The sequence below is a fragment of the Shewanella jiangmenensis genome, from assembly GCF_018596335.1.
In the GTDB taxonomy this organism is placed as follows: Bacteria; Pseudomonadota; Gammaproteobacteria; order Enterobacterales; family Shewanellaceae; genus Shewanella; species Shewanella jiangmenensis.
In genome coordinates this window covers 205,588-232,405 of the sequence record NZ_JAHEPS010000003.1, presented here as the reverse complement: position 1 = coordinate 232,405, position 26,818 = coordinate 205,588, and the positions used below count along the sequence as shown (strand labels likewise).

18 protein-coding genes are annotated in these 26,818 nt (G+C 56.8%); 3 read left to right on the top strand and 15 right to left on the bottom strand.

The genetic code is table 11. The features are described 5' to 3' along the window. Positions 1 to 60: 60 nt before the first annotated feature. Positions 61 to 1,707, top strand: a complete 1,647-nt coding sequence (gene panP / locus KJI95_RS09810; RefSeq protein WP_214507015.1) for a pyridoxal-dependent aspartate 1-decarboxylase PanP — start codon at positions 61 to 63, stop codon at positions 1,705 to 1,707. 200 nt (positions 1,708 to 1,907) lie between these two features. Here panP and KJI95_RS09805 read toward each other — a convergent pair whose 3' ends face one another. The 5 genes from KJI95_RS09805 to KJI95_RS09785 all read right to left on the bottom strand — a co-directional run bounded on the left by KJI95_RS09805 (position 1,908) and on the right by KJI95_RS09785 (position 9,792). Further along, the gene (locus tag KJI95_RS09805; RefSeq protein ID WP_214507014.1) at positions 1,908 to 2,630 is read right to left on the bottom strand and encodes a helix-turn-helix transcriptional regulator; all 723 of its coding nucleotides are present in this window, start codon (positions 2,628 to 2,630) and stop codon (positions 1,908 to 1,910) included. A gap of 142 nt (positions 2,631 to 2,772) precedes the next feature. Further along, positions 2,773 to 3,156: a VOC family protein gene (locus KJI95_RS09800; protein ID WP_214507013.1), complete on the bottom strand. Its 384-nt coding sequence runs from the start codon at positions 3,154 to 3,156 to the stop codon at positions 2,773 to 2,775. A 152-nt stretch (positions 3,157 to 3,308) separates the two neighbouring features. Further along, positions 3,309 to 5,075: a phospho-sugar mutase gene (locus KJI95_RS09795; protein WP_214507012.1), complete on the bottom strand. Its 1,767-nt coding sequence runs from the start codon at positions 5,073 to 5,075 to the stop codon at positions 3,309 to 3,311. A gap of 266 nt (positions 5,076 to 5,341) precedes the next feature. Beyond that, the gene (locus KJI95_RS09790) at positions 5,342 to 8,902 is read right to left on the bottom strand and encodes an ABC transporter permease/M1 family aminopeptidase (protein WP_214507011.1); all 3,561 of its coding nucleotides are present in this window, start codon (positions 8,900 to 8,902) and stop codon (positions 5,342 to 5,344) included. Positions 8,903 to 8,913: 11 nt separating this feature from the next. Next, positions 8,914 to 9,792 carry an ABC transporter ATP-binding protein gene (locus KJI95_RS09785; protein ID WP_214507010.1) on the bottom strand — a complete coding sequence of 293 codons (879 nt, stop codon included), beginning with the start codon at positions 9,790 to 9,792 and terminating at the stop codon, positions 8,914 to 8,916. A 244-nt stretch (positions 9,793 to 10,036) separates the two neighbouring features. Between KJI95_RS09785 and KJI95_RS09780 the strand changes: the two genes are divergently transcribed. Next, a complete protein-coding gene (locus tag KJI95_RS09780; RefSeq protein ID WP_214507009.1) occupies positions 10,037 to 11,233 on the top strand; it encodes a transglycosylase SLT domain-containing protein in 1,197 nt (398 codons plus the stop codon). A 240-nt stretch (positions 11,234 to 11,473) separates the two neighbouring features. Here the strand turns inward: KJI95_RS09780 and oleD are convergent, their stop codons facing one another. The 6 genes from oleD to KJI95_RS09750 all read right to left on the bottom strand — a co-directional run bounded on the left by oleD (position 11,474) and on the right by KJI95_RS09750 (position 20,709). Beyond that, entirely contained in the window at positions 11,474 to 12,553 is a 1,080-nt protein-coding gene (oleD, locus tag KJI95_RS09775; protein WP_214507008.1) for a 2-alkyl-3-oxoalkanoate reductase, read from the bottom strand. Between the two features lie 44 nt (positions 12,554 to 12,597). Next, the gene (oleC, locus tag KJI95_RS09770) at positions 12,598 to 14,280 is read right to left on the bottom strand and encodes an olefin beta-lactone synthetase (protein WP_214507007.1); all 1,683 of its coding nucleotides are present in this window, start codon (positions 14,278 to 14,280) and stop codon (positions 12,598 to 12,600) included. Continuing rightward, entirely contained in the window at positions 14,277 to 15,200 is a 924-nt protein-coding gene (locus KJI95_RS09765; protein ID WP_214507006.1) for an alpha/beta fold hydrolase, read from the bottom strand. The genes oleC and KJI95_RS09765 overlap by 4 nt, the downstream gene beginning before the upstream one ends. Continuing rightward, the gene (locus KJI95_RS09760; protein ID WP_214507005.1) at positions 15,200 to 16,249 is read right to left on the bottom strand and encodes a 3-oxoacyl-ACP synthase III; all 1,050 of its coding nucleotides are present in this window, start codon (positions 16,247 to 16,249) and stop codon (positions 15,200 to 15,202) included. The genes KJI95_RS09765 and KJI95_RS09760 overlap by 1 nt, the downstream gene beginning before the upstream one ends. A 260-nt stretch (positions 16,250 to 16,509) precedes the next feature. Beyond that, positions 16,510 to 17,763, bottom strand: coding sequence for a class I SAM-dependent methyltransferase (locus tag KJI95_RS09755; protein WP_349356723.1), 1,254 nt, complete (start codon positions 17,761 to 17,763; stop codon positions 16,510 to 16,512). A gap of 246 nt (positions 17,764 to 18,009) precedes the next feature. Further along, positions 18,010 to 20,709 (bottom strand): PKD domain-containing protein, encoded by a 2,700-nt coding sequence (locus tag KJI95_RS09750; protein ID WP_250885749.1) that lies wholly within the window; start codon positions 20,707 to 20,709, stop codon positions 18,010 to 18,012. Between the two features lie 583 nt (positions 20,710 to 21,292). On the opposite strand from KJI95_RS09750, the gene KJI95_RS09745 reads away from it, so the two are divergent. Beyond that, on the top strand, positions 21,293 to 21,535 hold the full coding sequence (locus tag KJI95_RS09745) for a DUF1289 domain-containing protein (RefSeq protein WP_250885748.1): 243 nt from the start codon (positions 21,293 to 21,295) through the stop codon (positions 21,533 to 21,535). 93 nt (positions 21,536 to 21,628) lie between these two features. On the opposite strand, the gene bla is transcribed toward KJI95_RS09745, so the two are convergent. From bla to KJI95_RS09725, 4 genes are all read right to left on the bottom strand, one after another. Further along, the gene (gene bla / locus KJI95_RS09740; protein WP_214507003.1) at positions 21,629 to 22,381 is read right to left on the bottom strand and encodes a subclass B1 metallo-beta-lactamase; all 753 of its coding nucleotides are present in this window, start codon (positions 22,379 to 22,381) and stop codon (positions 21,629 to 21,631) included. 295 nt (positions 22,382 to 22,676) lie between these two features. After that, positions 22,677 to 24,185: a peptide MFS transporter gene (locus KJI95_RS09735; protein ID WP_214507002.1), complete on the bottom strand. Its 1,509-nt coding sequence runs from the start codon at positions 24,183 to 24,185 to the stop codon at positions 22,677 to 22,679. 152 nt (positions 24,186 to 24,337) lie between these two features. After that, the gene (locus KJI95_RS09730) at positions 24,338 to 24,694 is read right to left on the bottom strand and encodes a YajD family HNH nuclease (protein WP_214507001.1); all 357 of its coding nucleotides are present in this window, start codon (positions 24,692 to 24,694) and stop codon (positions 24,338 to 24,340) included. Between the two features lie 133 nt (positions 24,695 to 24,827). After that, positions 24,828 to 26,810: a BCCT family transporter gene (locus tag KJI95_RS09725; RefSeq protein WP_214507000.1), complete on the bottom strand. Its 1,983-nt coding sequence runs from the start codon at positions 26,808 to 26,810 to the stop codon at positions 24,828 to 24,830. Positions 26,811 to 26,818: the final 8 nt, after the last annotated feature.

Here is a 26,818-nt window from a genome sequence, read left to right as displayed (position 1 = left end):
TTTTCCCGTCTGCGGTGATAGCCGCAAACGAGTGTCCGGTTCCAAGCCAAGATTAACGCCATGACAGACAAACACAGCCGCCGTGCCACGGCCTCAGAAGACAACCTGATGCGGATTTTTACCGTGCCTGAAGCGGCAGATTCGACCCTGGGTCGCATCGAGCAGCAGCTGTCTGTGGATTTGGCGGGCTTTCTGCAGGGCAGCATTGCCGCCCTCGAGCAGCCACTGGCTGAGATTGAGCAGCACTTCGATGCGGTGGAAATCCCCCGTCAGCCACGCTTTGTCTCCGACTATGTCGACGACATCATGGCGCACCTCGTCGCTCAGTCGGTACACACGGCGGCGCCGAGCTTTATTGGTCACATGACTTCTGCCCTGCCTTATTTCTTGCTGCCGCTGTCAAAGCTGATGGTGGGGCTTAATCAGAACCTGGTGAAAATCGAGACCTCCAAAGCTTTTACGCCGATGGAGCGTCAGGTGCTTGGGATGATGCATCATCTCACCTTCGGCCAAAGCCACGACTTCTACAGCCGCCATTTGCACAGCGCCAGCCACTCGCTGGGTGCCTTTTGCTCCGGCGGCACAGTCGCCAATATCACCGCGCTGTGGATAGCGAGAAACCAGCTTCTCAAAGCCGATGGCGCATTTCGCGGCGTGACCCGTGAGGGGCTTAACAAGGCGCTTAAACACTACGGCTGGGATGATTTGGCGATCCTGGTGTCAGAGCGCGGCCACTACTCTCTCGGTAAAGCAGCCGACTTGCTCGGCATTGGCCGTGACAACATCATCAGCGTAGCGGTGGATGAGCACAATAAAGTGGATGTGGGCGCCATGCGTGAAGCCGCCGAGGCGCTTAAGGCCCGCAACATACGGGTAATGGCGATTGTTGGCGTGGCGGGCACCACGGAAACCGGAAACGTCGACCCACTGAGCGAGCTTGCAACGCTCGCCGCCGAGCTGAATTGCCACTTCCATGTGGATGCAGCCTGGGGCGGCGCGACCCTGCTCAGTGAAAAATACCGACATCTCCTCAAAGGGATTGAACTTGCCGACTCAGTGACCATAGATGCGCACAAGCAAATGTACGTGCCCATGGGCGCTGGCATGGTGCTGTTTAAGGACCCGACCCTCGCGTCGGCGATTGAGCATCACGCCGAATACATTCTGCGTCAGGGCTCCAAGGATTTGGGCAGCCAAACCCTCGAAGGCTCACGCCCCGGCATGGCGATGCTGGTGCATGCCTGTTTGCAAATCATTGGCCGCGAAGGCTATGAGATTTTGATAAATGGTTCACTCGAAAAGGCCCGCGCCTTTGCCCGCATGATAGAGGCCGAAGCGGATTTTGAGCTTATCAGCGAGCCTGAGCTTTGCCTGCTCACCTACCGCCATGTGCCTGAATTTGCCCGTGAAGCGCTCAATAAGGCCTTAGCCAAAGGCGACAGCGCCAAGCTCGATGCCATCAACGGCGAGCTGGATTCCCTCACCCGCGCCATTCAAAAAAGTCAGCGCGAGCAAGGCCGCTCCTTTGTCTCCCGCACCCGTATCGCCCCGAAAATCTACGGCGCCGACAAGCGCACCGTGTTCAGGGTGGTGCTGGCAAACCCATTGACCACAGAGCAAATCCTCAAAGAAGTGCTGACTGAGCAGCGCGCTATCGCCCAGAGCGAAACCGATATTCTCAGCGCCCTCAAAGCCGTTTGCGGCTGACATAGCAACCACTGCGGCTGATGAAACTCACAGCAAAAAAGCGGCCTTGGCCGCTTTTTTCGTTTCTTAACAGATTAATGTGACCATCCTGATAAACGAGGTAGCCCTAAATGACAGGCAAGCCCTCAGGAGCAATGTCTAAGGAGCAATGTCTAAGGAGTAATGTCTAAGGAGCAATGCCTCAGAAAAAAAGCCACGCGTTATTCCTCTCGGTCTCGCGCCTTGTCCTGCTCAGGCTCCCGCTCCTGCTCCCGCGCTTCCATGCAGGCGAGGAAGTCGGCGAGCTCCTTGCCGGGGCTTGGCTCGAAGCGCGCTTGCTCCTCAACAAGGCTCAAGATGCGGTCGGCGCGAAAGTTACGAAAGTCTTCTCTAAGCTCACACCAACCTACAAGTGTCCAAGTGCCGCGCCAAAAGTAGATGGCAAGCGGCCTAAGCCGCCGCTCGGTGACGGCGCCGCTGGCATCTTTGTAGTGAATGCGGCAAAAACGCCGCTCTCTCGCGGCAATCCGCAGCGGATCGAGGAACTGAAACTCCGCCTCATCGAGGTAAAAGTCCGGTGAGAACATCAGCGACTGCAGCTTACTGAGGCGCTCCGGCAGCACAGCCTCCACCTTAATCAGCGCCTGCGCCGCGGCCTGCCCGAGCGCCTTACCGCCCCAGGTCTGCACCATGCGTATGCCCACCTGAATCGCCTCAAGCTCGGCCTCGGTAAACATCAGCGGCGGTACGTTCACTTCCTGGCGCAGCAAATAGCCAACCCCGGCCTCGCCTTCGATAGGGATCCCCGAAAGACACAAATCCTGAATATCGCGGTAGATGGTGCGGGACGACACCTCGAGCCGCTCGGCGAGCTGCGCCGCAGTGGTCAGGCGGCGGTGGCGAAGAATTTGCACGATTTGAAACAGGCGGTCTGCGCGGCGCATACATCATCCATTAAAAAGCCGGCCCAGGGGCGACCGGCTGTCACTGTCTTAAGCGGCTCACAGCTTTAAGCGACTTAAAGTTTTGAGCGGCTTATCGCTTTAAGCGGCTTCTAGCTTTAAGCAACTTATCGCTTTAAATAACTTAGAGCGCCGGACTCCAAAGCCCGACCGTGTTGCCTTCACTGTCGATAAAAAGTGCAATATAGCCACATTCACCGCCCTTGATCCCCATGGGCGGCATCACGATTTGCACCTGATTTTGCTCAAGTTTGGCCACTAATGGCCCAAGATTGTCGGCCAGATGCAGGTACAGGCAACTGCCGCCGCTGCCGGGTTTGAACTCGGGGTGCTTCATCAATCCGATGCTGGCAGCCTTGTTATCTTCGCACTCGAGGATGGCATATTCCATCTCATCCATGTCTTCGCGGCGAAAACTCACCCCAAACTGCGCCTGATAAAAGGCAATGGCCCGGGCCATGTCACTGACGGCGATTTCGCCCCACACCAAAGGTTGAGTTGCTTGCATATCCTTGTCTCCTTATTGACTTTGCTTAATTTATCAATGCGTTGAAGTAACTGTTACTTCCTGCTTCATCGATAGTGTCAGTATGGAGCCCCCCTGCTGACAGCATGGTGTCAGCAGGGTTTGTACAAGGTAAAACAGTTATGCGAACAGGCTCAGGCGGGCAACCCTGCCTGATGGGCACTCACCAGCGCCGCCATCAGCGCCTCCCCTTCGGCCTCGGCGTCTGCCATGGCATCGCCGGCAGCCATGGGCAGCACCAGCTCGTAGTAGCATTTGATTTTGGGCTCGGTGCCCGAGGGGCGCACTATCACCCTGGCATGGCTGCCAAGGGATGACAGGCTCTCGCCAAGATGGAAAATCAGCACATCGCTTGCAGGTAAATCAATCACCTGCTCACGGCCATCGGCGAAGCGGTGGCGCAGTGCCTTTAAATCCTCCACCGAGAGCACAGGGCGACCGGCGATTTCAGAGGGAGGGGCTTTACGCAGCGCCGCGCCTATGTCCGGCGTGTTGGGCCCAAGCGCTATGCTCACCTGACGGTTAACATAAAGCCCATGGCGGCGGTACAGGCGCTCGAGCGCATCCCACACCGTTTTGCCCTGGCGCGCCAGCGCTTCGGCAAGGTGCGCAAAACAAAGCTGCGCCGTTAGGCCGTCTTTATCCCACACCAGATTGCCGACCGTGTACCCGAGCGCCTCTTCATAGGCAAACAGGAACGGCACCTCGGCGGTTTGCCGCTGCTGGGCAATATTCATCAGCCACTTAAAGCCGGTAAGCGTGGTGTAGCTTTCGGCCTTATGGTGGGCGGCAATGGCGTGCAGCAGCGCCGACGAGACTATGGTATTGCCCACCAGTGGCGTGCCCTGCGAGCCTGGTTGGTTTTGCCAGCGCGACAGCAGATAATCGCCAAGGAGCGCGCCGACCTGATCGCCGCTCAGCATCCTGTAGCTGCCATCCGGCCGCCTCGCCGCCAAGGCAAAGCGGTCGGCATCCGGGTCGTTGGCACAGGCCAAATCCGCGCCGTGGGCGCTCGCCTCGGCAATTACCCTGTCCATGGCGCCCTTTTCTTCGGGATTGGGAAAGTTCACCGTCGGGAAGTCGCCGTCGGCCTCGCGCTGGGCGGCAACGCTGTATACCTGATTGAAGCCTGCATCGGCCAGCACCTGCTCGGCCATGGGCGCGCCCACACCGTGCATGGCGGTGTAGGCAAGACTGAGCCTGCGGCCATTAGTGTCGGCAGGCTCGCCCTGAAGCCACGTCGAGGCGGCCACCGCCCGGCGATACTGCTGGTAAAAATCATCCTCAAGCAAGGTTAAAAGGCCAGACGCCATGGCGCTTGCCTCATCAAGCCAGGGCAAGGGCGCGTTGGCGGCAACCTCAATACAGGCGGCGATGCCGCTGTCGTGGGGCGGAATGATCTGTGCGCCATTTTCCCAATACACCTTGTAGCCGTTGTATTTGGGCGGGTTGTGACTGGCGGTCACCACTATCCCTGCGGCGGCGCCCAAGTGTTTCACCCCAAAGGCCACCAGCGGGGTTGGGCAGAGGGTGTAGCTCAGCATCACCTTAAAACCCATGGCGGTGAGCACCGAGGCGGCGTCGTTGGCAAAGGTGCGGGAGTCGTGGCGACCATCGAAACCTATTACCACCCCGCGGGTCTTGGCATTTTTGACCTGCGATTCAAGATACGCGCCAAGGCCTGCGCTGGTTTCCCGCACCAAAAGCCGGTTCATGCCCATGGGGCCGGGACCGACAATACCGCGAATACCTGCGGTGCCAAAATCAAGCCGGCCGCTGAAGGCGCTCATCAGCGCCGCCTCATCGCCCGTCGCCAGAAGCTGCTCAAGCGCCGCGCGGCTTGCCTCATCCGGATCCCGCGAAAGCCAATGCTTAACCCTTAACGAAAGCTCAGTATTCATAATCATCCCTTTAAAACCACGACTGACATTGCCTCACCTTAGGCGAGGCGCTACGAGCTCTCAAGCAAATTTGCACTCGGGCATGACCTTTGGCACCGGGGTATGACCTTTGGCACTTGGGTATGGCATCCCAACGCGCCGACTGCCCATAAATTCAGGCCACTATTCAGGGCACTATTTCAGAGCACTATTCAGGGCACTGAAACAGTTGCCAAAAAAAACGGCGCCCGAGGGCGCCGCTTGTGACTTTACATGCTGTTTAATACCTACAGCTTGAAGATGTTGTCCTTGCTGTCGCGGTCAACCAGCTTCACGAAGGGGTCAACCCCCACATAAGTCGGCGCCTTATCCAGCTCAAACGAGAGCTTGTTCTCACCGCTCTTGAGCGGATGCTTTTCAAACAGCAGCACGTCTTTTTCATCGGTCAGCTTGTCAGGGTCGGCAGCGAACAGGCCGATATCAACCCGGCCGCTGAACTCGGCTTCACGCTCTTTGCCATCTTCACCGGCGGTCATCTTGCCGGCATGTATGGTCAGCTCCACCTGTACCCGGCCGCCTTCCAATGGCGTCACCTTGGCATCTTCAAGGCGCAGGTCATACAGGGTTATCTCATTGAATGAGGCATCCACAAAGGCCTGCTGCTCGGCGCTGAGATCCTGCTTAAGGTAGCGCACCAGATCCAGCGTCGTCGGGAACGGATCGGTGCGGTAGCGGAAGCGCTCGGCAAAGGCGGCAAGGTTGGCATTGAGCTTTTCTTCACCCACCACATCCTTGATGGCCATCATGATGACCGAGCCTTTCTGGTAGTGAATGTACTGCTGGTTTTCACTGCGAAGCAGCGGCATTTCGCCGATGCGCTCGCTGCTGCGGCCACCCAGATAGCGGTCCAGCTCGTAACGCAGGAACTTACGCAGCATATGGCTGCCGTACTTCTTCTCCATCACCATCAGCGCCGCGTACTGCGACAATGACTCGGAGATCACCGCACTGCCCTGCACATCGGCCGCGCCCACCTGATGGCCCCACCACTGGTGCGCCACTTCGTGAGCGGTCACGTAGTACACGGGGTCAATCTTCTCCGGATCGCGCAGGTCGGTGATAAAGCCGATGCGTTCGGAGTAAGGCACGGTATTGGCAAAGCTCTGGGCAAAGCTGCGGTAGCCCGGGTATTCCATAATCCGCATCTGACGATGCTGATATGGCCCAAAGGCGGCGCCGAAGTAATCGATGGAGTCACGTATCGATTCCATCATCCGGTCTATGTTCCACGGATGATCGGCATGGTAGTACACCTCGAGATTGATGCCCTTGTACTCGTCCTTTTTCACCGCATAACGGCCAGAGACGATGGAGAAGAAGTTCACCATCGGGCTGTCCATCTCATAATGGAAGTAGTTGCGGCCATTTTCCTGCCAGGACTTGGTGAGGTAACCCGGCACAATCGCGGTTTGATCGCCACTGGTCGATACCGTGGCTTCAAAGTCGATAAAGGTGCCCTGTGGCCCAAAGAAGTTCTGGTTGTAAAAACGCTCGTCTTCCAGCTTGTTGGCGCGATCTTTTGGCTCCAAACCACGCTTTAAGCGCTCGTGGCGGTCCTGAAGCTCGGCCTCATTCTGGTAGCCAAACACCGGCAGCAAACTCATGTTATTGATGAAGGTGCCGTTTTCTACCACTTCCCAGTCGTGATTATTCTCGGCAACGCCGTTTGAATCCCGCACAAGAGTGATGGTGCCGCTCACCTCAGCGCCGGGCGGCACCGGCGTTGAGAAGCTCAGCCAGCCCACGGGCAGGGTGGCATCAATCTCACCAAAGCTTGCGCCCGGAATATCAAACTGAATGCTGGCAGGATCGGTATGCTCAGGCAGGCTCACCAGCATGCGCGAAATGCTCTCGTTGCTGCGGTTTTGCCAGCGCATCTCCACCTTGGCCTCGATACGTCTGTCCTCGGGGAAGATATCAAACGCGCCTTTTACCGCCACAGGCGACAGCTCAGGCAGGCTGTTGTACTGCTTGAAGCGCTTCTCGTAATCGGCAAGGTTATCGAGGTTCTCTTCTGCGGTCACATAGCTGTTCACCATGGTGGTCTGGTAGAAGAGATACCCGCCCATCCCCACAAACACCGACAGGGCAAAACCAGCCACGGCGCTGCCGCCAAAGCCCAGCTGATAGCCAAGCTGCTTAACGCGGCTCTTAAGCCCCACTTCCGGACCACGGCGGTAAAGGCCGTAGGAGAGCAGGAACAGAAGCACGCTGAAGGCGCCCCAGTAAATCATGTACAGACCGTGGGTCAGCAAACTCCAGCCATAGCCGTTCATGTCGGAATACGGAATGATGGGTGATGCGCCAAAGTTATTCAGACTGTGGCCAAAACCCCAGGCCGACAGGGTGATGCTGACAAGGTAGTAACCAACAAACAGCCCCATACCGGCGTACTTGTTGGGCGCCAGCACCTGCAGGAAAAACGCCAGCACCGCCGACATCATCAAGGGCAGCAGCACCTTAAAGCCGAGGCTGATGGCGTACTGGGCAAGCTCCAGGTTCATCTGGCCTTTGATAAGCTGAAATGCCAGCGTGGTGAGCATGGAAAAGCTGTACAGCAGCACCAGCACCAGGGTCAGCGCCACAAATTTGGAGCCCAGAAACACCAGGTTGGAGGTCGGCGTGGCGTCGATAATGTCGCCCATGCCGCTGGAGCGCTCGCGCCAGACTATCTCGCCGCTGTAGAACACCAGCACGATAATCATCAGCAGACTGGTGGCGCCAACTATCATGTCAACCATGTCCTGGGTCAGCGGCCAGTTGCTGGTGCCGTACCAATCGAGGTCGCCCATAAACATAGGGCCAACCAGATTGACGATACTGAGCACACCGAGGATATAAAACGGCGCGGTAAAGAGCACCTGACGCACTTCAAAACCCACTCTGACCCAAAACTGACTCCAGCTGCTGACATCAGGGCGGCGAACCAGGCTTGCCAGCGGCGCCATCAGCGGCACGGCATGAACCTTGGCCTTTTTGCCTTCGCGCTTGCGGGTAAGGGTTGGCTGACGATGCAGCCCACACAGCGCCAGAATCGCGAGCGACACCCCAAGCCACAGAGCGCGGTTTTGCAGCATCAGGCCTTCAAGCCCCATGCTGATGGTGTTTTTCTCATCAATGGTCCAGTAGCGGGCCACTTGCGCAGCGCTGCGAAGCCCGAAGGGATCAAGCAGCGCCGCCATTTCACGGTACTGCGGCTGGCTGGCGATTTGTCCGGCAAAGCCATACAGGATAAGCATGGTCACGGCGGTAAGGTACAGCGCCATCATGGAGCGGAATCGCTGCGCCATGGCGTAAAACAGCGCCGACAAGAACAGTAAGGTGGGCGCGGCCAGGAGCAGATAAGGCTTAACATAGTGCGATAGCGACACAGGCCCAAAGCGACTGGCATCGATCCAGGGCATCAAAGAGCCTGTCAGGTGCCCAAGCGGCACCAGCGCAAACAGGGTCAGCACCACCAAGAAGCTGCCAAGAAAGCGCCCCAGCTGGTACTGCACCGGCGACAGCGGCTTAACGTAAATCAGCTCTTCCATCATCGACTGCTGATTGCGAATGGCCGTGCTGCCAACAAAGTTCACCACCGCAAACATGGCGATAAGGCCCATGGTCAGCAGGGTTTGCACTATGGCGAAGGGACTGTTTTTAAACACTTCTCCGCCGGCACCAATCTGAATATTGTCCGAGGCAGTGACAAAAAAGCACGCCAGAAACAGCATCAAACCAACCACGTAAAACGATGGCTGGCGCAGGTAATATCGCCACTCAAAGGCGAGTGCATGCAAAAACATAAACACGCTCCTTAGGCGGCAGACTTGCGATGGCTGTGCAGTGTCGAGAAATACAGCTCCTCAAGCCCGGCGTCGGTGGCACTGAAGCCTTCTGGACAGGTGTCGGACAGCACATTGAGCACGGTGCGACCGGCAAAGAGACGCTTGGAAATCACCGGCAGTCTCGCTTCCAGCTCGGCCGCTTCGGCCTGAGTTGCCGTGCGCTGCCACACCTTGCCCTGCAGCCCTTCCACCAGTGACTGTGGATTGCCTTCCAGCAGAATGCTGCCGGAGGCCAGCACCGCCATGCGCGGGCACAGTTCGGCCACGTCTTCCACTATGTGGGTGGAGAGAATCACCACCCGCTCTTCGCCAAGGCTCACCAGCAGGTTATGGAAACGGTTACGCTCCTCAGGGTCGAGGCCTGCGGTGGGCTCGTCCACAATCAGCAGTTTAGGGTCGCCAAGCAGCGCCTGAGCGATGCCGAAACGCTGACGCATACCGCCGGAGTAACCGCTCACCGCCTTGGTTCTGTGCTGATACAAATTGGTGTGCGCCAGCAGGCCATCGACCACTTCTTTACGCTCTTTGGCATTGTTAATGCCCTTGAGCACCGCCAGATGGTCAAGCAAATCGGCCGCAGAAATACGCGGGTAAACGTTAAAGTCCTGTGGCAGATAGCCCAGCTGACGTCTAAGCCCCATGGGGTCGGCCATCACGTCCAGACCATCAAAATGAATACTGCCCGAGTCCGCCGTCTGCAATGTCGCAATGGTGCGCATCAAACTGGACTTACCGGCGCCGTTGGGGCCAAGCAGGCCAAACATGCCCTTGGGGATCTCAAGATCCACACTGTTAAGGGCTTTTACCCCGTTATCGTAGGTTTTGGTGAGGTTTTTTATGCTAAGCATGGGTCCTTTCCGCTTTCTGTGACTAAATCCTCCCCGAACATACCAGACCAAATTTTAACGTCACCTTAATAATTGTAATAATTAATCAAAGATTTACAGAATGCCGTACACGCAATCATACGGTTTGGGCGCAAAAATCGCGTCTGACCAGGGAGGTGAAAAACTTTTGCTGCTTTGGGAGGATGCCATCTGGCGGCTATCAGCGTATTATTAGCCGTTTTTCTTTTTATATTCCGGAGGTTTCATGACAACCAACGCGCCACGCCGCCAGTTTGCGGCTTACGGCTCGGTCCTGACCATGGCAGCAGTGTTACTGCTGGGTGGCTGTCAGGTTTCCACCCATTCGCCATCGGACGATGAAACCAATCCGCAAGAGGGGCTGAGTGCAGCACTAACTCCGACTGCAGGCGGCACGCAGAGCGGCAACGACAGCAAGGCCTCCACCGAGCAATACACGGATCTGTGGCAAAAAATCGCTGCCAGTGACGCCATTGCCCTGCCAGACCATAAAGAAATCGATTATTTCCTGAAACTGCACAGCTCCCGCATGCTGTTTACCAAGGCCGCTCCCGGCGCTGCCGAGCCCTGGCTGTATGACATAGTCACCCGGCTTGAACAGCGCAATATGCCGCTGGAGCTGGCGCTGCTGCCCATAGTCGAGAGTGCCTATAACCCGGCAAGCCGCGGCGCCGGTGTAGCGGGTCTGTGGCAGCTGGCATCCCAAACCGGCCGTAATTTTAAGCTCAGGGTCAACAAGTCATTTGACGGCAGACTCGATCACATAGCCTCCACCGAAGCGACGCTGGATTACCTGCAGCACCTGCACGATATGTTCGGCAACGACTGGATCTCCGCAGTAGCGGCCTACAACATAGGCGAAGGCAACTTTGGCAATGCGGTGGAACGCAGCCGGCGCAAGGGCAAAGCCACCGACTTTTACTCGCTGGGGCTCAGCCGCAAACAGGTGCCGACCGTGTACAAATGGCTGGCGCTGGTTGACATAGTGCGTGACCCCAAGGCGCTGGCGCAAAGCTTCCCGCCGATTGATAACCGCCAGGTGCTGGCGCGGGAGCTGGCACCAAACGGGGTGTCGCTCAAGCAAATTGCTGCCAAGAGCGGCATTGCCGAAAAAGAGCTGAAAAAGCTTAATCCGGCGTTCCGAACCGGCGCCGTGCCCACCAAGGGCGAATACTGGATAAACCTGCCCCTCGATGCCGCCGACTCTTTCGCCAATGCCAAAGGCAGCATGACGGCTGACGCCAAAAACGTCGAAGTTAAAGACGATGACGGCGAAAAACCACGCCGTTATGTGGTCAAATCCGGCGATACCTTGGGCGGCATCGCCAAGCGCAATGGGGTTAAACTGCAGGCGCTGCTAAGTGCCAATGGCCTGAAAAAAGACAGCGTTATTCGTCCGGGGCAAACCCTCAAATTGCCTTGATAGGCTGGCGCCTTGATACACTGGCGCCTTGATACGCTGGTCCTGATTAGCGAGCGCCCTGATTAGGCAATCAGGCACTCTTAATAATAAAAAGCTAATAATGAAAAAGTAAAAATGAAAAAGCGGCCAAAGGCCGCTTTTTTACTATCTGTTTCAGCTTGTTAACTGAAGTTACTTACTGCGCTGTGCTTTATTGCTTCGCCGTGCTTTAGTGCTGCCTGTGCGTTACTGAGCTTTGCGTTACTGAGCTTTGCGTTCGGCATGCTGCGCCGCCAACCAGCTTTTTAGCCGCGCCATGCCTTCATCGATGGAAACCAGCGGCCGGTAGCCAAGAATGTCTTTCGCAGCATCGATGCGATAGTAATGGCTGCAGGAAAGCTGCCGGGCGACAAAGCGGGTCATCATCGGCTCTTCTTCTTTGCCAAGCAGGTGATAAACCCCTTCAAGCAGCGCACCGACGCCGTAGGCCAGCGGCACAGGCACCCGCTTAAGGGTTTGATACTGGCCGTCGCACTCAAGAATACGGCCAAGCATGGCCGCCATGGTCAAAGGCTCATCATTACTTAAAAAGAAGGCCCGGCCACCGGCATCTTTTTGGTCACCAAGGAGCGCCAGCGCCGCCAGCACATGGGCATGGGCGGCGTTGTCCACATAAATGGTGTCCACCAGTTTATCTTCACTTCCCAGCAGCTTAAGCCGACCGGCGCGGGCACGGGCTATCACCCGAGGCACCAGATGCGGATCTTCAGGCCCCCAAATCAGGTGAGGTCTTAGCGCCGCAACCTTAAGCGCATCGCAGTGGGCGCCCAGCATCATGGCTTCGGCCTCGGCCTTGCTGGCGCCATAATGGTTCAGAAAGCCGCTGGCATAGGGCGCGGATTCATCGATACCGGCTTCATCCTTGCCATCAAAAGTTACACTCGGGGTGCTGGTGTACACAATGGCCTGAATGCCAAGGGACTTTGCCGCTTCAATCACGTTGGCAGCGCCGGTGACGTTGGGGACATAGTAGCTGTCGCGGCTGCCCCAAACCCCGGCTTTGGAGGCCACATGGAACACCAGCTCACAACCGGCCATGGCGGTTTTAAGGGAGCTTAAATCACTGATATCACCCCGATGCATGGTCACCCCCATGGCCTCAAGGGCGGGATAGTCTGAGCGTGCAATGCCTACCACTTCAATGCCAGCGGACAGCAGCTGGCGGCACAGGGCCTTACCCAAAAAGCCACCGGCACCTGTCACCAGTACCCGCCGGACTTTCGCGCTAAGCAAAGTGGCGGCTTGGATTTGTTCAGGGTGCAGCGGAAATTCAGCAGTCATGGCGTGGCTCATCTCAGAACAAGCCCCGTGGCGGCACGGGGCGATTACAGGGCAAGTTGCTTTTCGGCCCAGACGGCCAGCTTTTCACGGAAGATTTTGGCGTTATGGCGCACATCCATCGGGAAGGATTCATGGATGAGGAAAAAGTCGATGCCACGGGTGATATCGTGGGCCTCGGCAAGCTCGCGAAGCTCGCGGTAAAGGGTGCTGGCGTTATTGCAGGCAAGGCTCTTATCAAGCTCAATACACACCAGCGGCAGCTTGTCGCCGTGGCGATGCACGCCCACCAGCGCCGAGCGCGCCACCATGGGATGGGTGTTGAAAATCCGCTCGCAAGGGATAGAAAAATAACGCTTTTTAAAGGCGCCGCCCTCAGTGGCGTCCACCCGGTGCGCCTTACGGCCACACATCCACAACTGCCCGGCATCATCAAGATAACCAAGATCACCCATGCGGTGGTACCAGCCGTCACCAGCCATAATTTTTGACAGCGTGGTCGCTTCATCCCTGTGGTAATAGGCGCGGCTGACCATGGGGCCTTTAACCACGATTTCACCTATTTCGTAGGGGCTAAGGCGCAGTGAGTCCTGCCAGTTGGCAATCGGCGCTTCATCGATGGGAATAATGGCTATCTCAACGCCGGCAACCGCTTTACCCACCAGAATACCGCCGCCTTTGGCGGTTACCTCGCCACTTGCCAGCAGCGCGTCACTGCGAACAAAAGAGAGCGGCAAGCCTTCGGTAGCGCCGTAGGAGTTAAGAATGGGCGCATCGGCATTTAACAGCTGGCAAAAACGCTCGGTCGCCTCCACCGAGGCCGGCGCTCCCGCCGAAATCACCCGTTTGACCGCAGGCAACGTCAGGCCGTTATCAGCCCCGTGGCGGCCGAGTTTGTCGAGCAGCGCCGGGTTTAAAAAAAGATTGGTGCAGCCATAATCAGCAATGGCTTTAAAGAGATACTCAGACTTCGCTTTTATCGGCCGGCTGGCATCCATACAGGGCACGATGGAAGCCATACCCAGCGCCGGACCGAACAGGGCAAACAGTGGAAAGGTCGAGAGATCACGCTCGCCTGCCTGAATACCGTAATCCTGCTTAAGCGCACTGATTTGCGCCTCAAACATACGGTGGCTGTACTCAACGCCTTTAGGAATGCCGGTGCTGCCGCTGGTAAAGAGGATGGCGCAGAGCGCATCTTCATCAAGCATGGCCATGTCATAGCATCCCTTGCCCTGCCCCAGCGCTTCAACCTGGGCTAAGGTCTTGCCCCCCCAGAGGGTAAGGCCGCGACCGACGGTGAGCAAAGTACGGATACTGCCCTTGCCCCAGGAAAACAGCACCCGTGCGATGTGGGCCTTGGGGATACCGATAAAGGCATCGGGAGCTGCTTCTTCAAAACACTGACCAAGGTTTTTGATGCCCATGCCGGGGTCAACCATCACGGGGATGATGCCGGCCTTGAACAGAGCGAAGGTCAGGGCAAAAAAGTCGAGCCCCGGGGTGACCATCAGCACCGCTTTATCGCCGCGCTGAAGGCCGATGGCATTCAGCCCATGGGCGATGGCGTCACTGCGGCTGTCAAGCTCGCCTAGGGTCAGTTCATCGTAGCAAAGCTCACCAAAGCCCCGCGGCGGTTTGCCGAATCTGTGCCGCTGCACCGCGACTGCAAGCCCTGTCGGGTCGCTCGCCGCGGCGATGGACAAATGACGGCAAAGATTGGCACTCATGATGCCAACACCGCTTGCGCCGGCTCTTGCGCCACAAAGGCGCGGATATGGCCAATCACTTCGTCGCTGGCATCTTCAAGGATGTAGTGACCACAATCGGCAAAGGCATGCACTTGGGCATCGGGCAGTTTTTGCTGCCATACGTCCAAAAAGTGCTTGTCGAACACAAAGTCTTTCAGTCCCCAGCAAATCAGGGTCGGCACCTTGGTAAAGGCGCCAAGGCTTGCCTCTATGCGGCTCACTTCATCAAAGGCCTTGTCGCCCTTTTGCAGCGGAATATCCTGCACAAATCTCAGGGTCGAGATGCGATTGGCCCAGTTGTTAAAGGGCGCGACATAGGCTTTTCGAAGCGGCGCACTCATGGGGTTACGCTTGCAGCCAATCACAGAGGCGAGGCCGGCAAAGGCATTGAAGCCGCGCACCAGCAAAGTGCCGAGCGCCGTGTTGCGGCAAATCTTAAGTCGCAGCGGCAAGGGCTTGCTGGCGGGCAGATGAAAGGCGGCAGTGTTTAAAATCACAAGCCGCTCAATGGCTTCCACATGGCGGGACGCCCAGCCCATGCCTATCATACCGCCCCAGTCGTGCACCACCAGGGTGACGTTTTTGGTCACATTGAGGTGGGCGAGCAGCGCCTCGAGATCGGCGATACGACTGCTGAGGGTGTAATCGTAACCGCTGTCATCGGGTTTATCGGACAAACCGCAGCCCACGTTATCCATGGCGATACAGCGGTATTCCCCTTTCAGGGCGGTGATAAGGTTACGGTAGTAAATAGTCCAGCTTGGGTTGCCGTGCACCATGACCACAGTGCCTTTGGGCGCGGCCGGGCCTTCATCCACGTAATGAATGTTATTGCCCTGATGGCGAAAATACTGGCGCTTAAAAGGCAGCAGAGTATCCAGTTCAAGCTCGTTATTCATTACCAGCGCAGCCCCAACATCATGCAGTTAAGGCCTGAGCCTATGCCAAGAAAACTCACCTGATCGCCCGGGCGCAAAAAGCCCTGGTCGTGGGCCATGGCGGCCGATACCGGCAGCGACACAGTGCCCATGTTGCCAAGCTCGGCAAAGGTAGGAAACTCTTTTTCTTCCGGGATTTGCAGCGCGGCAAGCACCTGTTTGCGGTTGGCCGCACCTACCTGATGGCAAATTACCTTATCGACCTGGCTTGCCAGCCACTGACGCTGGTCGAGGAAATGCAGCCAAGTTTGTTTGGCAAGCTCCACCCCTTCTTTGAGCAGAGTCACAGCGTCGGTGCGCATAAACTCGCGGTAGATGCGATGCCCGGCTTCCTGTAGCCCCCACTGGCACAGGCCATGGTGCTCAGGGGCCGCCAGTTGACTGGCGCCAAGCAGCTGATGATTGCGCGAAGTGGCAAGGTTAAAACTGCCGTCAGTGAGCAGCACAGCAACGGCACCAGAGCCGCCGGTTAAGGTCGCCAGCGACTGGGCAAAATTCTGCATGGTCGGCTCGGCCAGCATGCTGTCGATGGTTACATCGACAATGTCGCGGGCCGACTCACAGGACACCACAAGCCCGGCGCGGATTTGGCCAAGCTCGATGCGATTGGCGATATCCAGAATGCCCGACAGCACCCCGAGACAAGCATTGGAAATATCATAGATGGCGCTGTCGCGGCCAACCCCGAGGGCGGCAGCAATGCGACAGGCGGTGGCAGGCTCGTGCTGATCGCGGCACACGCCGGTGTATACCACGGCACCCAAATCCGACGGCGCCAGACCGGTTTCAGTCAGGGCTTTGCGGGCGGCACTGATAGCGCCGTCAGACAGCTGATGCCCCAAAGGCCACCAGCGACGTTCCCGGATGCCGGTCAGGGCAGCCAGCTGCCCCATCGGGATCCGAAACTTCTGATAAAGGGGTGCAAGACGCTGCTCAAGTTCGTTGCTCGATACCACCACAGGCGCGAGCTCGTAAGCCATGCTATTGATAAATACGCGGGAATATTTCATTCAGTTCTTATTGTCTAGGATGCAATGCACGCGTGGCCGCTTGCAGGTTCGGCCCGAATAATAAAAGGCCATTATCCAGAGAAACTATGCCCAAGCCAACCTAAATACGCGTTTCAGGTGCAGCAAAGGCCGCTCATCCGACCCCTCAAGCTTAATCCGGGCCATTAAAAAGCGACCATTCAAACAGGCGTTGCTGAAGCCTGCCTTAGAAATAACGGCGTTGATGCGGTTTTTAAATCCTTTGCGGCAAATTTACCCCATCAGCGCCTGGCATCAATCAGGGCGTTACGGGGAGTAACGTTGCTGTCGCAAAAGGCATACAGGCTGACGGAATAACCCGCCTCCAGCAAAAAGGCGGCGCGATCGAGCAGTAAAAAGCGCTCAATCATCGGCCGAAACAGATGCGCGGCCAAATCAAGCCGGCGGGTCAGGCGCTGACGCCCAAGACCAAGGCTGAGCCAATGTGCGGCATCGAAGTCATCAGGCAGCTTAAGCTCACGGTACTCGGCGGCCCAGCGGCAAAAGTCGTCAAAACTGCCGGCGAGCTGGCTCTGGCGCAGTGTTGGCAGCGGCAGATAGTCATCGGCGCCGCGAAGTGTGCGCTGCAGCGCATCAAAGCCAAGGCGCCAGCTGATTTCGCGGTGACGCAGCGCATTGTCTTTATCTGAGGCCACCAGCGCATGATTAAGGGGCAGTGCCAGCGCGTGGCGGTCAAGCTTAAGGCCGGTTTCTTTGGCCGAGCCGCTCAGCCAATCCGTGTCGCTCTCATTGAGCAGATGATAACAGCAGGGCGAGATACTGATGGCACGGGTGCCTGCCTTGACTCCATGGCGCAGCAAGGTCAGATGCAGACCGCCGCAGGCGTGCAGCGCCAGCGCATGCATGTCTTTTTCAAGCACATTGGCGTCATCGGCGAAGGCATCCTTACACAAAAAGCGCTGGTTGATGCGCTGCTTTTGCGCCTCCTTCTCGCCTTCGATGCAAAGTGCCTGCTGCCACTCAAGGCTCAGCACCGGCCGCGAGGTCAGCGCCCCCATCAAGCGGCCAAGATGGCCCTTACCGGCGCACCACTCAAGATAGGGATAAGGGCTTGGCCGCAGGCTGACGATATTGGCAAAACGGCTTATCTGCTGCCACTTGCGCCCCTTGATGCCGGCGCTGAAGCGGCTGATATCATGATTAGGCAGTGCATCTAGGGCATCATTTGCGAGCGCATGGCGCGGCAACTGCCACAAAAACAGCGATTTATCCCAAAGCGCCCGTCCGTTGGACGCTAGGTCGGCGCAAAGCGCCGGCCACAGCGTGTCGCACAGCAGCGCCTGATCAAGGTCCAGAGCATCGATACTGTTATCGGGCAAGCCATCAAGCAGGCGCCACAGCGACGGATACCCGGCAAGCCAGGGGTTATCCAGCCGGTCAAAGGGGCGAAAATCCCACAGCGCCCGCCCACTGCCAAGCACCTCGGCAAGTGCGTTAAGGGTTTCCCTGACCTCAGGCAGCGTCAGCCCATGCACCGATGATTCCGCGTTTGACGTGCCGGATAAGTGGGCTGTTTGAGAGACAAGGGATGGATTGGATTCAGGCATGAAAAAGACGCGTCGCAAAGTAATGTCGCCATTATAGCCCTTGAAGCCTGCAAGCCAAATGAAGCCTGCATGCCAAATGAAGAAGGCCAGCACTGAGGCTGGCCAGAATCTTACCTATGGGCTCAGCCGGTCTGACAAAGGAGATTTTTGTCAAAACCGGCTTTTTTCAAACGCCTAGTCGGTGGACGTCCGCTTTTGGCTTGGCTCCAGAATAAGCCGCGGCGCGCTTTCGCTGGCAGGTTTTGACCTGACGCCCTGCATGCCACGGTTCATCGCCGCAGGTGCTGCTGTCTCATTCCAGTAATCAAAACTGATTTCTTCATAGATGTTGAGCCGTGGGCCAAGGCCTCTGGCCACATACCAGGGCGACTGGCTGTCATTGCGACGCTCTTCAAACTCAAACACGTAAAGACGAGGGCCAAGCACGCCATCTTCTTGTTTGAGCACGTACCAGTCGCGGCGGGCACAGGGCTCAGTATCAAGGTCGCCGCACTGCCAGCGATAGATTGACTGGAACGGCACATCGTCGGACTCGGTATCAAGCATCCACTTGATGGGCCGGTTAAACAGGGGCTCAAAGTCAGGCGGCGATGCCTGGAAGCTGCCGAGCTGATAGCCTGTATTATCGGCATTAAACTGCCAGCCAAAATAGGCAAAGCCGTCATCCCACAGCAACTTGCCATCGTCCCACGCGGATTTACGCCAGGTATTGATTGTGGTGTTCCAGTATTTGCCTTCGACGTTGGTCAAATCGAACTGGCCAATCACGCCGTTTTCTACTTCCAGCGCATAATCGGTGTCGGCGGCAATCAGCTTACCTTCGGCATCATAGGAGGCACTGAACACCTGAATATCACTGCCCGACTGATCCAGCTTACTGATGTGCACACTGCTGCCATCGTCAAAGGTGGCGATAAAGGTGCCGCTGTCATCGAGTGTCCACTTGAAGCCCTGCTCCAGCACCCGCGCGATGCCGGTGCCGTCGGCATTGACTTCAAACAGATCGGCAAACATGTCGGCATAGCCCAGGTCGCCTTCGCCGAAGTGATAATAACGCTCAACAATCCAGTCGCTGACCACTTCATCGGCTGAGTATTTAAGCTCAGTAAGCTTATCGCCATTTCGCATCAACTGGTCGTTGGTAAACTCTTCAAGCTTGCCATCGGTCGAGACTATCGCCCCGCCCTGCAAGGTCACAGGCGTCATGGTGTCTTTAACGGTAGCAACTATGCGGAAGGTATCGGTTTTCTCGCCCTCAATCACCCGCTTCATGGTGGTGGTTTGCGGTTTACGCTGTACTTCCACCTGGGTAACGCCTGACGCATGAAGCTGGTCGACCTGCTCCTGTGTCAGCCCGGCAACCCCCACCGCTGCGGCGGGATAAAAGAAAGAGCCCACCGCGTCGGTATAGCTCAGGGTTAAGGTGCCTTCAGCCAATGCCCAATTGAACTGATGAACACCTGTGCTGAAGGTCTCCATTCCGCTGCCGTCGCTGTTGAAATCAAAGCGGCCGCCGCCACGGGATAAAAATCCCGGCGCTGCCGGAAACACCTCATAGTAGGTGCTTGCAAGGCTATCTTCAGATACCGGCGGCGTAAGCTCCGGGTCATCAATAATGTCATCCACCGTGGCGCTGATAATGCCGGGGGTAGTGGATTCGGCTGCAGTAACGTAGCTGTTGTAGGCTTCGGTATTGGTCAGCAGCTCAAGTACATTGCTGACGCCCTCTGGCAGCGCAAACTCGCCGCCCTGGGTAATGAGCTTAACCACCGCCGCCGCTTCAATCAGCTCATCGGGGCTGACTGACTTTTCCACCAAGGTGAATTGGTCAAGATTGGCGGGCACTTCGCCATTGTTGGCTGAGACTATCAGCGAGTACAAGGCCGTTGAAACCGCATTGATGGAGACGGTATTGGCGCCTTCATCGGCAAGGGCGGTTGCTTTGCCGCTGGGCGCAGCTACCCGCGCTGCGCTTGCTTTAGCAGCCACGGCAGCTGGCGCCGGGTCGGCTGTCAGCTCAGGCACAAACTTGTAGTACTCCAAACCGGCTGTTGCGGCCGATGTCACCGTCAGCTTGGTAAAAAGATTGGTTTCGTCATCGTCTGCACTGAGGGGCAGGCTGAAGGCGCCATTGCTGTCGGTTGTGGTGGTAAACGTGCTGCCCGCGAGGGTGCCGCTCACCTCTGAGCTAACAAAGGCGGCATCGGCCACTGTGCCGCTGACAGTGTATGTGACCATCACAGGGGTAACAGTCACCGTGCCACTGACGGACGCCGCTTCCTCATCATCGTCGGTAACCGTGAGGCTGAAGCCAAGGTCAGTGTCTGCAGTCACGCTTGGCGCGGTAAAACTCAATGAGGCGGTATTTTCACCACTCAGAGTCACCGGGCTGCCGGAGGTCTGGGTCCAGAGATAGGAGCTGATGCTGCCGTCAGTGTCGGCGGCGCTGGCCGTTAAGGTCACGGCGGATTTTTCACTCGCCGCACTGAAAGACGCTGTCACTGTGGGGAGTTTATTGTTTGCCACATTCACCGACACTGTGGCGCTGGCACTTTGACTGGCGCTGTCGGTCACCGTCACCTTGAGCACGGCAGTGCCATCGGCATCGACCGCAGGCGCTGTTACGCCCACTGTGGCGCTGGTGCTGCCGGTCAGGGTCAAGGCTGGGCCTGACACCTGGGTCCACTGGTAGCTAAGGCCGCCGTTATCGTCCTGCCCGGTGGCAGTGATATTAATGCTGCGGCTTTCCTTTACTGCTACTGAGCTTGCAACCGACACCGAGGGCATTTCGTCCGGGTCGTCTGAGCCGCATGCCGCCAAGAGGGCGCAGGCAATTAAGCCCAAGGATAGTCGGGGGTAGTTTTTGTATCTCATCGTCACTCCTTAACGAACAACAGGTAATTGAACGGGCGGGAACAGCTGGGCAAGGACGAATAACAATTAATTCGATTTCCTTTTTACCAATCAGAAAAAAGGGTAGACCAAAGTTCACAAAGCGCACCCGAAAGTGACAACTTTTTGACGGAGCAAACAGGCTTAAAAGCGAAATAAGCTTTTAGATTCAGTAGCAAGGCTAAAAAGTGAGAGAAATGAAAAATGTTGGATAAGTTGCTGCTTTATGTGGGGCCGCCCAGCAGCTTTACCCCTGCAGAGAGGCTATTCGGCACCAGCGAGACCACTGAACGACTATCAGGTAACAGGCAACGAGGGTATAGCTGCATTCATCATGCAGAGGGAGAAGTAACGGATATGGCCCCGCAATAAACTTGTTTCAAAGGGCTTTATTCGAGCGGCTATATTCAAACGGCCATGTTCAAAGGGCTATGTTCAAAGGGCTATGTTCAAAGGGCTATGCTCAAACAGATAGCTTTAAGGAAGCCTGCAGCGCGAGGCTTTGTCGATGCCTTGCTGCAGTGCTACACTCGGCGCGCCGATTTTGCCAGTCCGGAGCCAAGTTATGATCCAGTCCCCCTGCGTTGCCCGCTGTGGTCTCAACGATGATGACTACTGCAAGGGCTGCCTGCGCCATATCGATGAGATAGTCGGTTGGGGACAGGCGAGCGATGAGCAAAAGCTCGCCATTCTGGCCAAACTGCCGGGGCGTAGAGAGGCACTCAGCGACAATTGTCAGCCGCTCAGCCGCGCCAAATGGCTGGAAGCCGAGGCACGAATTGCCAGCAGTGAAGGCAAACCAAGCTGAGTGCTAAGCCAAGCGGAGCGCAAGACCAAGCGGAGCGCAAAATAAGGCTGAGCGCTAAATCAGGCTGAGGCCAAACTTGGGAGAGCAAAGAGTTTAGCGAGGCTTATCCAGCAACTTTTGCGCAAGCTCGCGGGTGTGCTTCAGCATTGATGCATCGCCCTTGGCGCCATGGCCGGGGATGACGGTAACGATATCAGGGAAAACTTGCTCCACCTTGGCCACCGATTGCGGCCAGGCTGTGACATCCCCTTCTTCGGTGTAACCCATAGTGCGAGTTTCCAGCGCCCGGATAAGGCAGCCGCCATAAAGGAGTTTGTAGTCCGGCAGGTACACCACCAGGTTATCCAGGGTATGACCGGCGCCCGGGAACAGCACATCCACCTTGCCATCCAAAAAGGCTTTGCGCGTCTCACCAAAGGTTTGGGTCGCAGGGGTCTTATGATTTTCCCTCAGCAGCTGCTGGGTGAGATTTGAGCTCACGGTCGCAATCCCGGCCTGTTCAAATACCGCAAAACCGCCGGCTCGGTCGTCATGCCAGTGGGTCGCCAGCACGGCTTTGATGCTGATGCCCCGTGCCTTGGCCCACTCAAGCAGCGCTTTGGCATCCTCCTCGGTCCAGGGGCTATCTATCACAAACGCCTCTTTGCCGTTTAACACCACCAGACCGTTGGCATCCACCAACCCAAAGCCTTCCACTTGTTTCTGGCTCTGATGCAGGTAGAGCCCATCATCAAGCGGGGTAATTTCAAGCGCCGCCGCATTAAAGTGGCAAAGAGAAACCAGAAGTGGCAGGGCTATTTTCGCCGCTAACTTCTGCGGCGTGGCAATCATTCGAAAAAGGCGCATCGGGCGGCTCCTTGGCTGTACATTTTAGGTTAAGGCGAAGGCAGGTTACGGCGTAGCGCCTGTCCTGACTCAAAAACAACGACTTGGCGTGGAAACAAAAAATGGGCCCTGAAACAAACAGGCCGCCGACCTTAACCAGGTGGCGGCCTCTGTCGCTACTCACTGCCTTATAGAAGCACGGCCTGAAGAAGCGCGGCCTGAAGAAGCGCGCTGCCATCAGGCGGCTTTTTCTAGCTGAGCTCGGTCGTTTAGAACCGTCGTTTGAGCCCTGTTATATCACAGCAGCGCAACAGATTCAGTTTGCATTGCTGTGGCTGTGATGGGTATCGGTCAAACGGCGCATCAGCGGCAGCACCGCAAGCGCAATCACAGTGCAGCCGAGCGCCGCAATACCGAGTTTATTGAACAGACTGGTATAAATCGGCAGGGTTTCCAGCGGGTCGGTCAATCCCTGGGGCACGCTGGCAAAGTTTGCCACCACACCGCCCAGATACTGGGAAATACCGGTTGCCACAAAGTAGGCGCCCATCATAAAACCGCCCATTCGCTCAGGCACATAGCGGGCAATCATGGCAAGCCCAAGGCCGCTCACCAAAAGCTCACCCAAAGAGTAAGAACCGTAGCCCCAAATCATCACCCAGCTTGAGGTTTTGCCGTCTACGGCAAACTCACCGGCAATGCCGTAGATAAAGAAGCCGGCGGCCACTACAGCAAAGCCGAGGGCAAACTTGGCGGCGATAGAGATGTCGCGGTTATGCTGGCCGGCCCAGGCATAGGTCCAGGCAAGAACCGGGCTTAACACCATGATCCAAATAGGGTTAAGCGCCTGAAACTGCGCCGGAGACCAGGTCCACAAATGAGTACCTGCCACCACAAAGTCCCAGTCCACGTTACGCAGGGCAAACAGCGCCAGCGAGGTCGACATCTGCTGATAGAAAATAAAGAAAAACACCGATTGCAGCGTCAGCACCAGCGCAGCGATAAGCCCGGCACGCTCGCTGGGCTCACTCTTACGGATAAGGTGGATAAAAATGCCCAGCACCACCAAGCCCGCGCCGTACACAAAAATCCGCGCCAGATCTTCGTATTCAAGAATAAGCGCCGAAAAGGCCACCGCCAGCAAAGCGCAGCCGAGCACAGCCGCGAGCTTACGTTTGTCCACCGGCAGCAAATCAGGCTCGGAGCCATATTGGTCGAGGGTGTGGCGCATCATCAGGTAATTGAAAATACCGACAATCAGGCCCACAAAACACACACCAAATGCCGCGTGCCAACCAAACTCATTGCCGTAGGTCGCGTTGACGTAATCTTTAATCCAGGGGGTCAGCAGCATGGAGAAGGTCGAGCCGACGTTGACCGCCATGTAGTAGATGGTAAAGGCACTGTCGATTTTCGAATCGTCACCGTCGTATATCTTGCGCACCAGGTTACCGGCGTTGGGTTTGAACAGGCCGTTACCGACCACAATCACCCCAAGGGCTGAGAACAAAAACCAGGTGTTTTCGGTGGGCACGGCCATCAGGGCGTAACCCAGGGTCAGAATCGTCGCCCCCAGCAGCATGGTGCGCTTGGTGCCAAGCACCTTGTCGCCCACCCAGCCGCCGATGGCGGGTGCTACGTAAATCAGTGCGGCGCAGGCGCTCCACACCAGGTTGGCACGGCTGTCCTCAAAACCGAGGCGCTGCACCATAAAGTACACAATCAGTGCCTGCATGCCGTAAAAGCCAAAGCGCTCCCACAGCTCAATCAGCGACACCGTCATGAATGAGCGGGTTTGTGAAACCGGCAAATTCCCTGTTGTCATAAGTGTGTTTCCCATCTTGATTATTGTAATGATCCGCCCCGAGTATAGGGCGATGGCGAACACAAACCAATCAGATTCTGCGTGCTTTATCAGCAAATGCGAAACCAATAAAAAAGGCGCCCAAGGGCGCCTTCAGAAAGTCATCACTCGCATTATTTTTTGTTGCCCATCATGGCTTTGAGATCGGCAAACGGATTGTAAGTCGCGGCATCCTGTTTGGCTTCCTGGGTGCTGCCGTAACGAATAAGCTCCTCAAATCGGGAATGCTCATTGTCGTGGCAGTAAAGGCACAACAGCTCCCAGTTGGAGCCATCAGGCGGATTGTTGTCGTGGTTGTGATCGCGGTGATGCACCGTCAGCTCCGACAGGTTTTTGTAGGTAAATTCCCGCGCGCAGCGGCCACAAATCCAGGGATACAGTTTCAGCGCCTTTTCGCGGTAGCCGCCTTCACGCTGCTCACGGTATTCACGCTCGGCGGCAAGCGCCTTGTCGAGTTTGCTTAACGTCATAGATTCACTGCCATTCACTGCCATCAATAAAACGCTGAGGAAGGCAGTCCGGCCTGTGCCTTCATGCCAGTGCCTTTGTGCCTGCCCCACTCAATATTGGCCGCAGCATAACCCGAGCCCAGCCACCTTGCAATCAGCGCCCCGAATCCAGCGACTCGCTGCCGGACAAGTGCAAATAATGCAGGTATTTTTCGTACTGGGTTACGGCATCGGCCTGCAGCTGCTCGACGGTATAGCCAAGCACATCGTACTGCTGTCCGCCGTGCTCCAAAAACACTTCAACCCGATGAAACACCTCGTCGCCGTCGCTTTGCTCGGCGCCGGGCAGTGCCGAGCGGGTGTACTGACGAAGCCTGAGCGCATACACAAACTCGCCCTGCCCTTCACCGCTAATCACCAGCCGCACCCTGTCCTCAAGCTCAACCAGCCGCGCATCCACGCCCTGTGAACTCAGCGCATCTGCCACCTGCCCCAGCGCCTCGGCCGCCGGACCATGGATAAAGGCCTCGGCTTCGGCTTTGGATGGCTGGGTCACCAGCACTTTCAGGCGTTCGCGCCAGTCCACGTTGGCTTTGGCGTATTGCACGCTGGTGTTATGAAGCTGCACGCTGGAAAGCTTAAGCCAGTCGTCCTGCAGCGCTTTAAAAAGCCCAAGACAAATCAGCAGCATGACCAGCAAAAACGGCATGGCGCTGGCAATGGCGGCGGTTTGCAATGCCTGCAAACCGCCGGCAAGCAGCAGCACAGAGGCAACCACGCCCTGCATCAGCGCCCAGAAAATACGCTGCCACACGGGCGCTGAAAGGTCGCCGCCCGAGGTCAGGTTATCAATCACCAAACTGCCGGAGTCGGCCGAGGTCACAAAGAAGGTCACCACCAGGCAAAGGGCAATACCCGACAGCAGGGATGACAGCGGCAATTGCTCAAAAAACACAAACAGCGCCACAGAGACATCGGAGGACACAGCATCGGCCAGCACAGTGCCCGCCTCATGCATAATCAAATCGATGGCCGAGTTACCAAACACCGTCATCCACAAAAAGGTAAAGCCGCTCGGTACAAACAGCACCCCGAGCAAAAACTCACGGATGGTACGGCCGCGGGAAACCCGCGCGATAAAGGTGCCGACAAAGGGCGACCAGGAAATCCACCAGCCCCAATAAAGCAACGTCCAGCCGCCGAGCCAGTCGTTTTTCTGCTGATAGGCGTACAGGTTAAAGGTCTTGCCGACAATATCGGAGAAATAGGCGCCGGTGTTTTGCACAAAAGCCTGCAGCAGCGACACAGTCGGCCCAAGCAAAAGCACCACCAGCATCAAGAGTACCGCAAGCAGCAGGTTAAGTTCACTGAGGCGCTTCACCCCTTTATCGAGCCCGGAAAATACCGACGCAGTGGCAATCAGGGTAATGACGATAATCAGCCCCACCTGCAACAGACTGCTGATAGGCACGGCATCGCCGAAGAGAAAATTAAGCCCCGAGTTCACCTGCAGCACCCCAAACCCCAATGAGGTTGCCACACCAAACATGGTGCCAAGCACGGCAAAGGCATCTACCGCATGGCCAAGAGGGCCGTAAATGCGCTCGCCAATCAAGGGGTAAAGCGCACTTCTTGGCAGCAGCGGCAACTTATGGCGATAAGCAAAATAGGCCAGGCTTAAGGCCACCACCGCATAAATGGCCCAGGCATGTATGCCCCAGTGGAAAAAGGTGATTTTCATCGCCTCTTTGGCGGCCTGAATACTCTGGGGATCGGCATCCGGCGGCGCAATAAAGTGCATCACGGGCTCGGCCACGCCAAAAAACATCAGTCCTATGCCCATGCCGGCGGAAAACAGCATGGCAATCCAGCTTTTGTAGCTGTAATCGGGCTCGGCATGATCCGGCCCAAGCTTGATATCGCCAAAACGGCTCACCATCACAAAGACGATGAACACCAAAAAGGTCGCGACACCAAGGATATAGAGCCAGCCGGCTTTGACTTCGAGCCAGTGCTGGGCCGAGCCGAACCAGCGCTGCGCCGTCTCGGGCCACAATGCGCCCAGCAGCACCAGCAGGGTGATAAGCAGCAGTGAACTGAAAAATACCGGAGGGTTAATACTTCGTTTAAAGGTCATGGGCAGTC

Excerpts from the sequence above, each read along its gene's own strand:
- panP (WP_214507015.1), top strand. The coding sequence starts at position 61 with ATGACAGACAAACACAGCCGCCGTGCCACGGCCTCAGAAGACAACCTG.
- KJI95_RS09805 (WP_214507014.1), bottom strand. The coding sequence starts at position 2,630 with ATGCGCCGCGCAGACCGCCTGTTTCAAATCGTGCAAATTCTTCGCCAC.
- KJI95_RS09800 (WP_214507013.1), bottom strand. The coding sequence starts at position 3,156 with ATGCAAGCAACTCAACCTTTGGTGTGGGGCGAAATCGCCGTCAGTGAC.
- KJI95_RS09795 (WP_214507012.1), bottom strand. The coding sequence starts at position 5,075 with ATGAATACTGAGCTTTCGTTAAGGGTTAAGCATTGGCTTTCGCGGGAT.
- KJI95_RS09790 (WP_214507011.1), bottom strand. The coding sequence starts at position 8,902 with ATGTTTTTGCATGCACTCGCCTTTGAGTGGCGATATTACCTGCGCCAG.
- KJI95_RS09785 (WP_214507010.1), bottom strand. The coding sequence starts at position 9,792 with ATGCTTAGCATAAAAAACCTCACCAAAACCTACGATAACGGGGTAAAA.
- KJI95_RS09780 (WP_214507009.1), top strand. The coding sequence starts at position 10,037 with ATGACAACCAACGCGCCACGCCGCCAGTTTGCGGCTTACGGCTCGGTC.
- oleD (WP_214507008.1), bottom strand. The coding sequence starts at position 12,553 with ATGACTGCTGAATTTCCGCTGCACCCTGAACAAATCCAAGCCGCCACT.
- oleC (WP_214507007.1), bottom strand. The coding sequence starts at position 14,280 with ATGAGTGCCAATCTTTGCCGTCATTTGTCCATCGCCGCGGCGAGCGAC.
- KJI95_RS09765 (WP_214507006.1), bottom strand. The coding sequence starts at position 15,200 with ATGAATAACGAGCTTGAACTGGATACTCTGCTGCCTTTTAAGCGCCAG.
- KJI95_RS09760 (WP_214507005.1), bottom strand. The coding sequence starts at position 16,249 with ATGAAATATTCCCGCGTATTTATCAATAGCATGGCTTACGAGCTCGCG.
- KJI95_RS09750 (WP_250885749.1), bottom strand. The coding sequence starts at position 20,709 with ATGAGATACAAAAACTACCCCCGACTATCCTTGGGCTTAATTGCCTGC.
- KJI95_RS09745 (WP_250885748.1), top strand. The coding sequence starts at position 21,293 with ATGATCCAGTCCCCCTGCGTTGCCCGCTGTGGTCTCAACGATGATGAC.
- bla (WP_214507003.1), bottom strand. The coding sequence starts at position 22,381 with ATGCGCCTTTTTCGAATGATTGCCACGCCGCAGAAGTTAGCGGCGAAA.
- KJI95_RS09735 (WP_214507002.1), bottom strand. The coding sequence starts at position 24,185 with ATGACAACAGGGAATTTGCCGGTTTCACAAACCCGCTCATTCATGACG.
- KJI95_RS09730 (WP_214507001.1), bottom strand. The coding sequence starts at position 24,694 with ATGACGTTAAGCAAACTCGACAAGGCGCTTGCCGCCGAGCGTGAATAC.
- KJI95_RS09725 (WP_214507000.1), bottom strand. The coding sequence starts at position 26,810 with ATGACCTTTAAACGAAGTATTAACCCTCCGGTATTTTTCAGTTCACTG.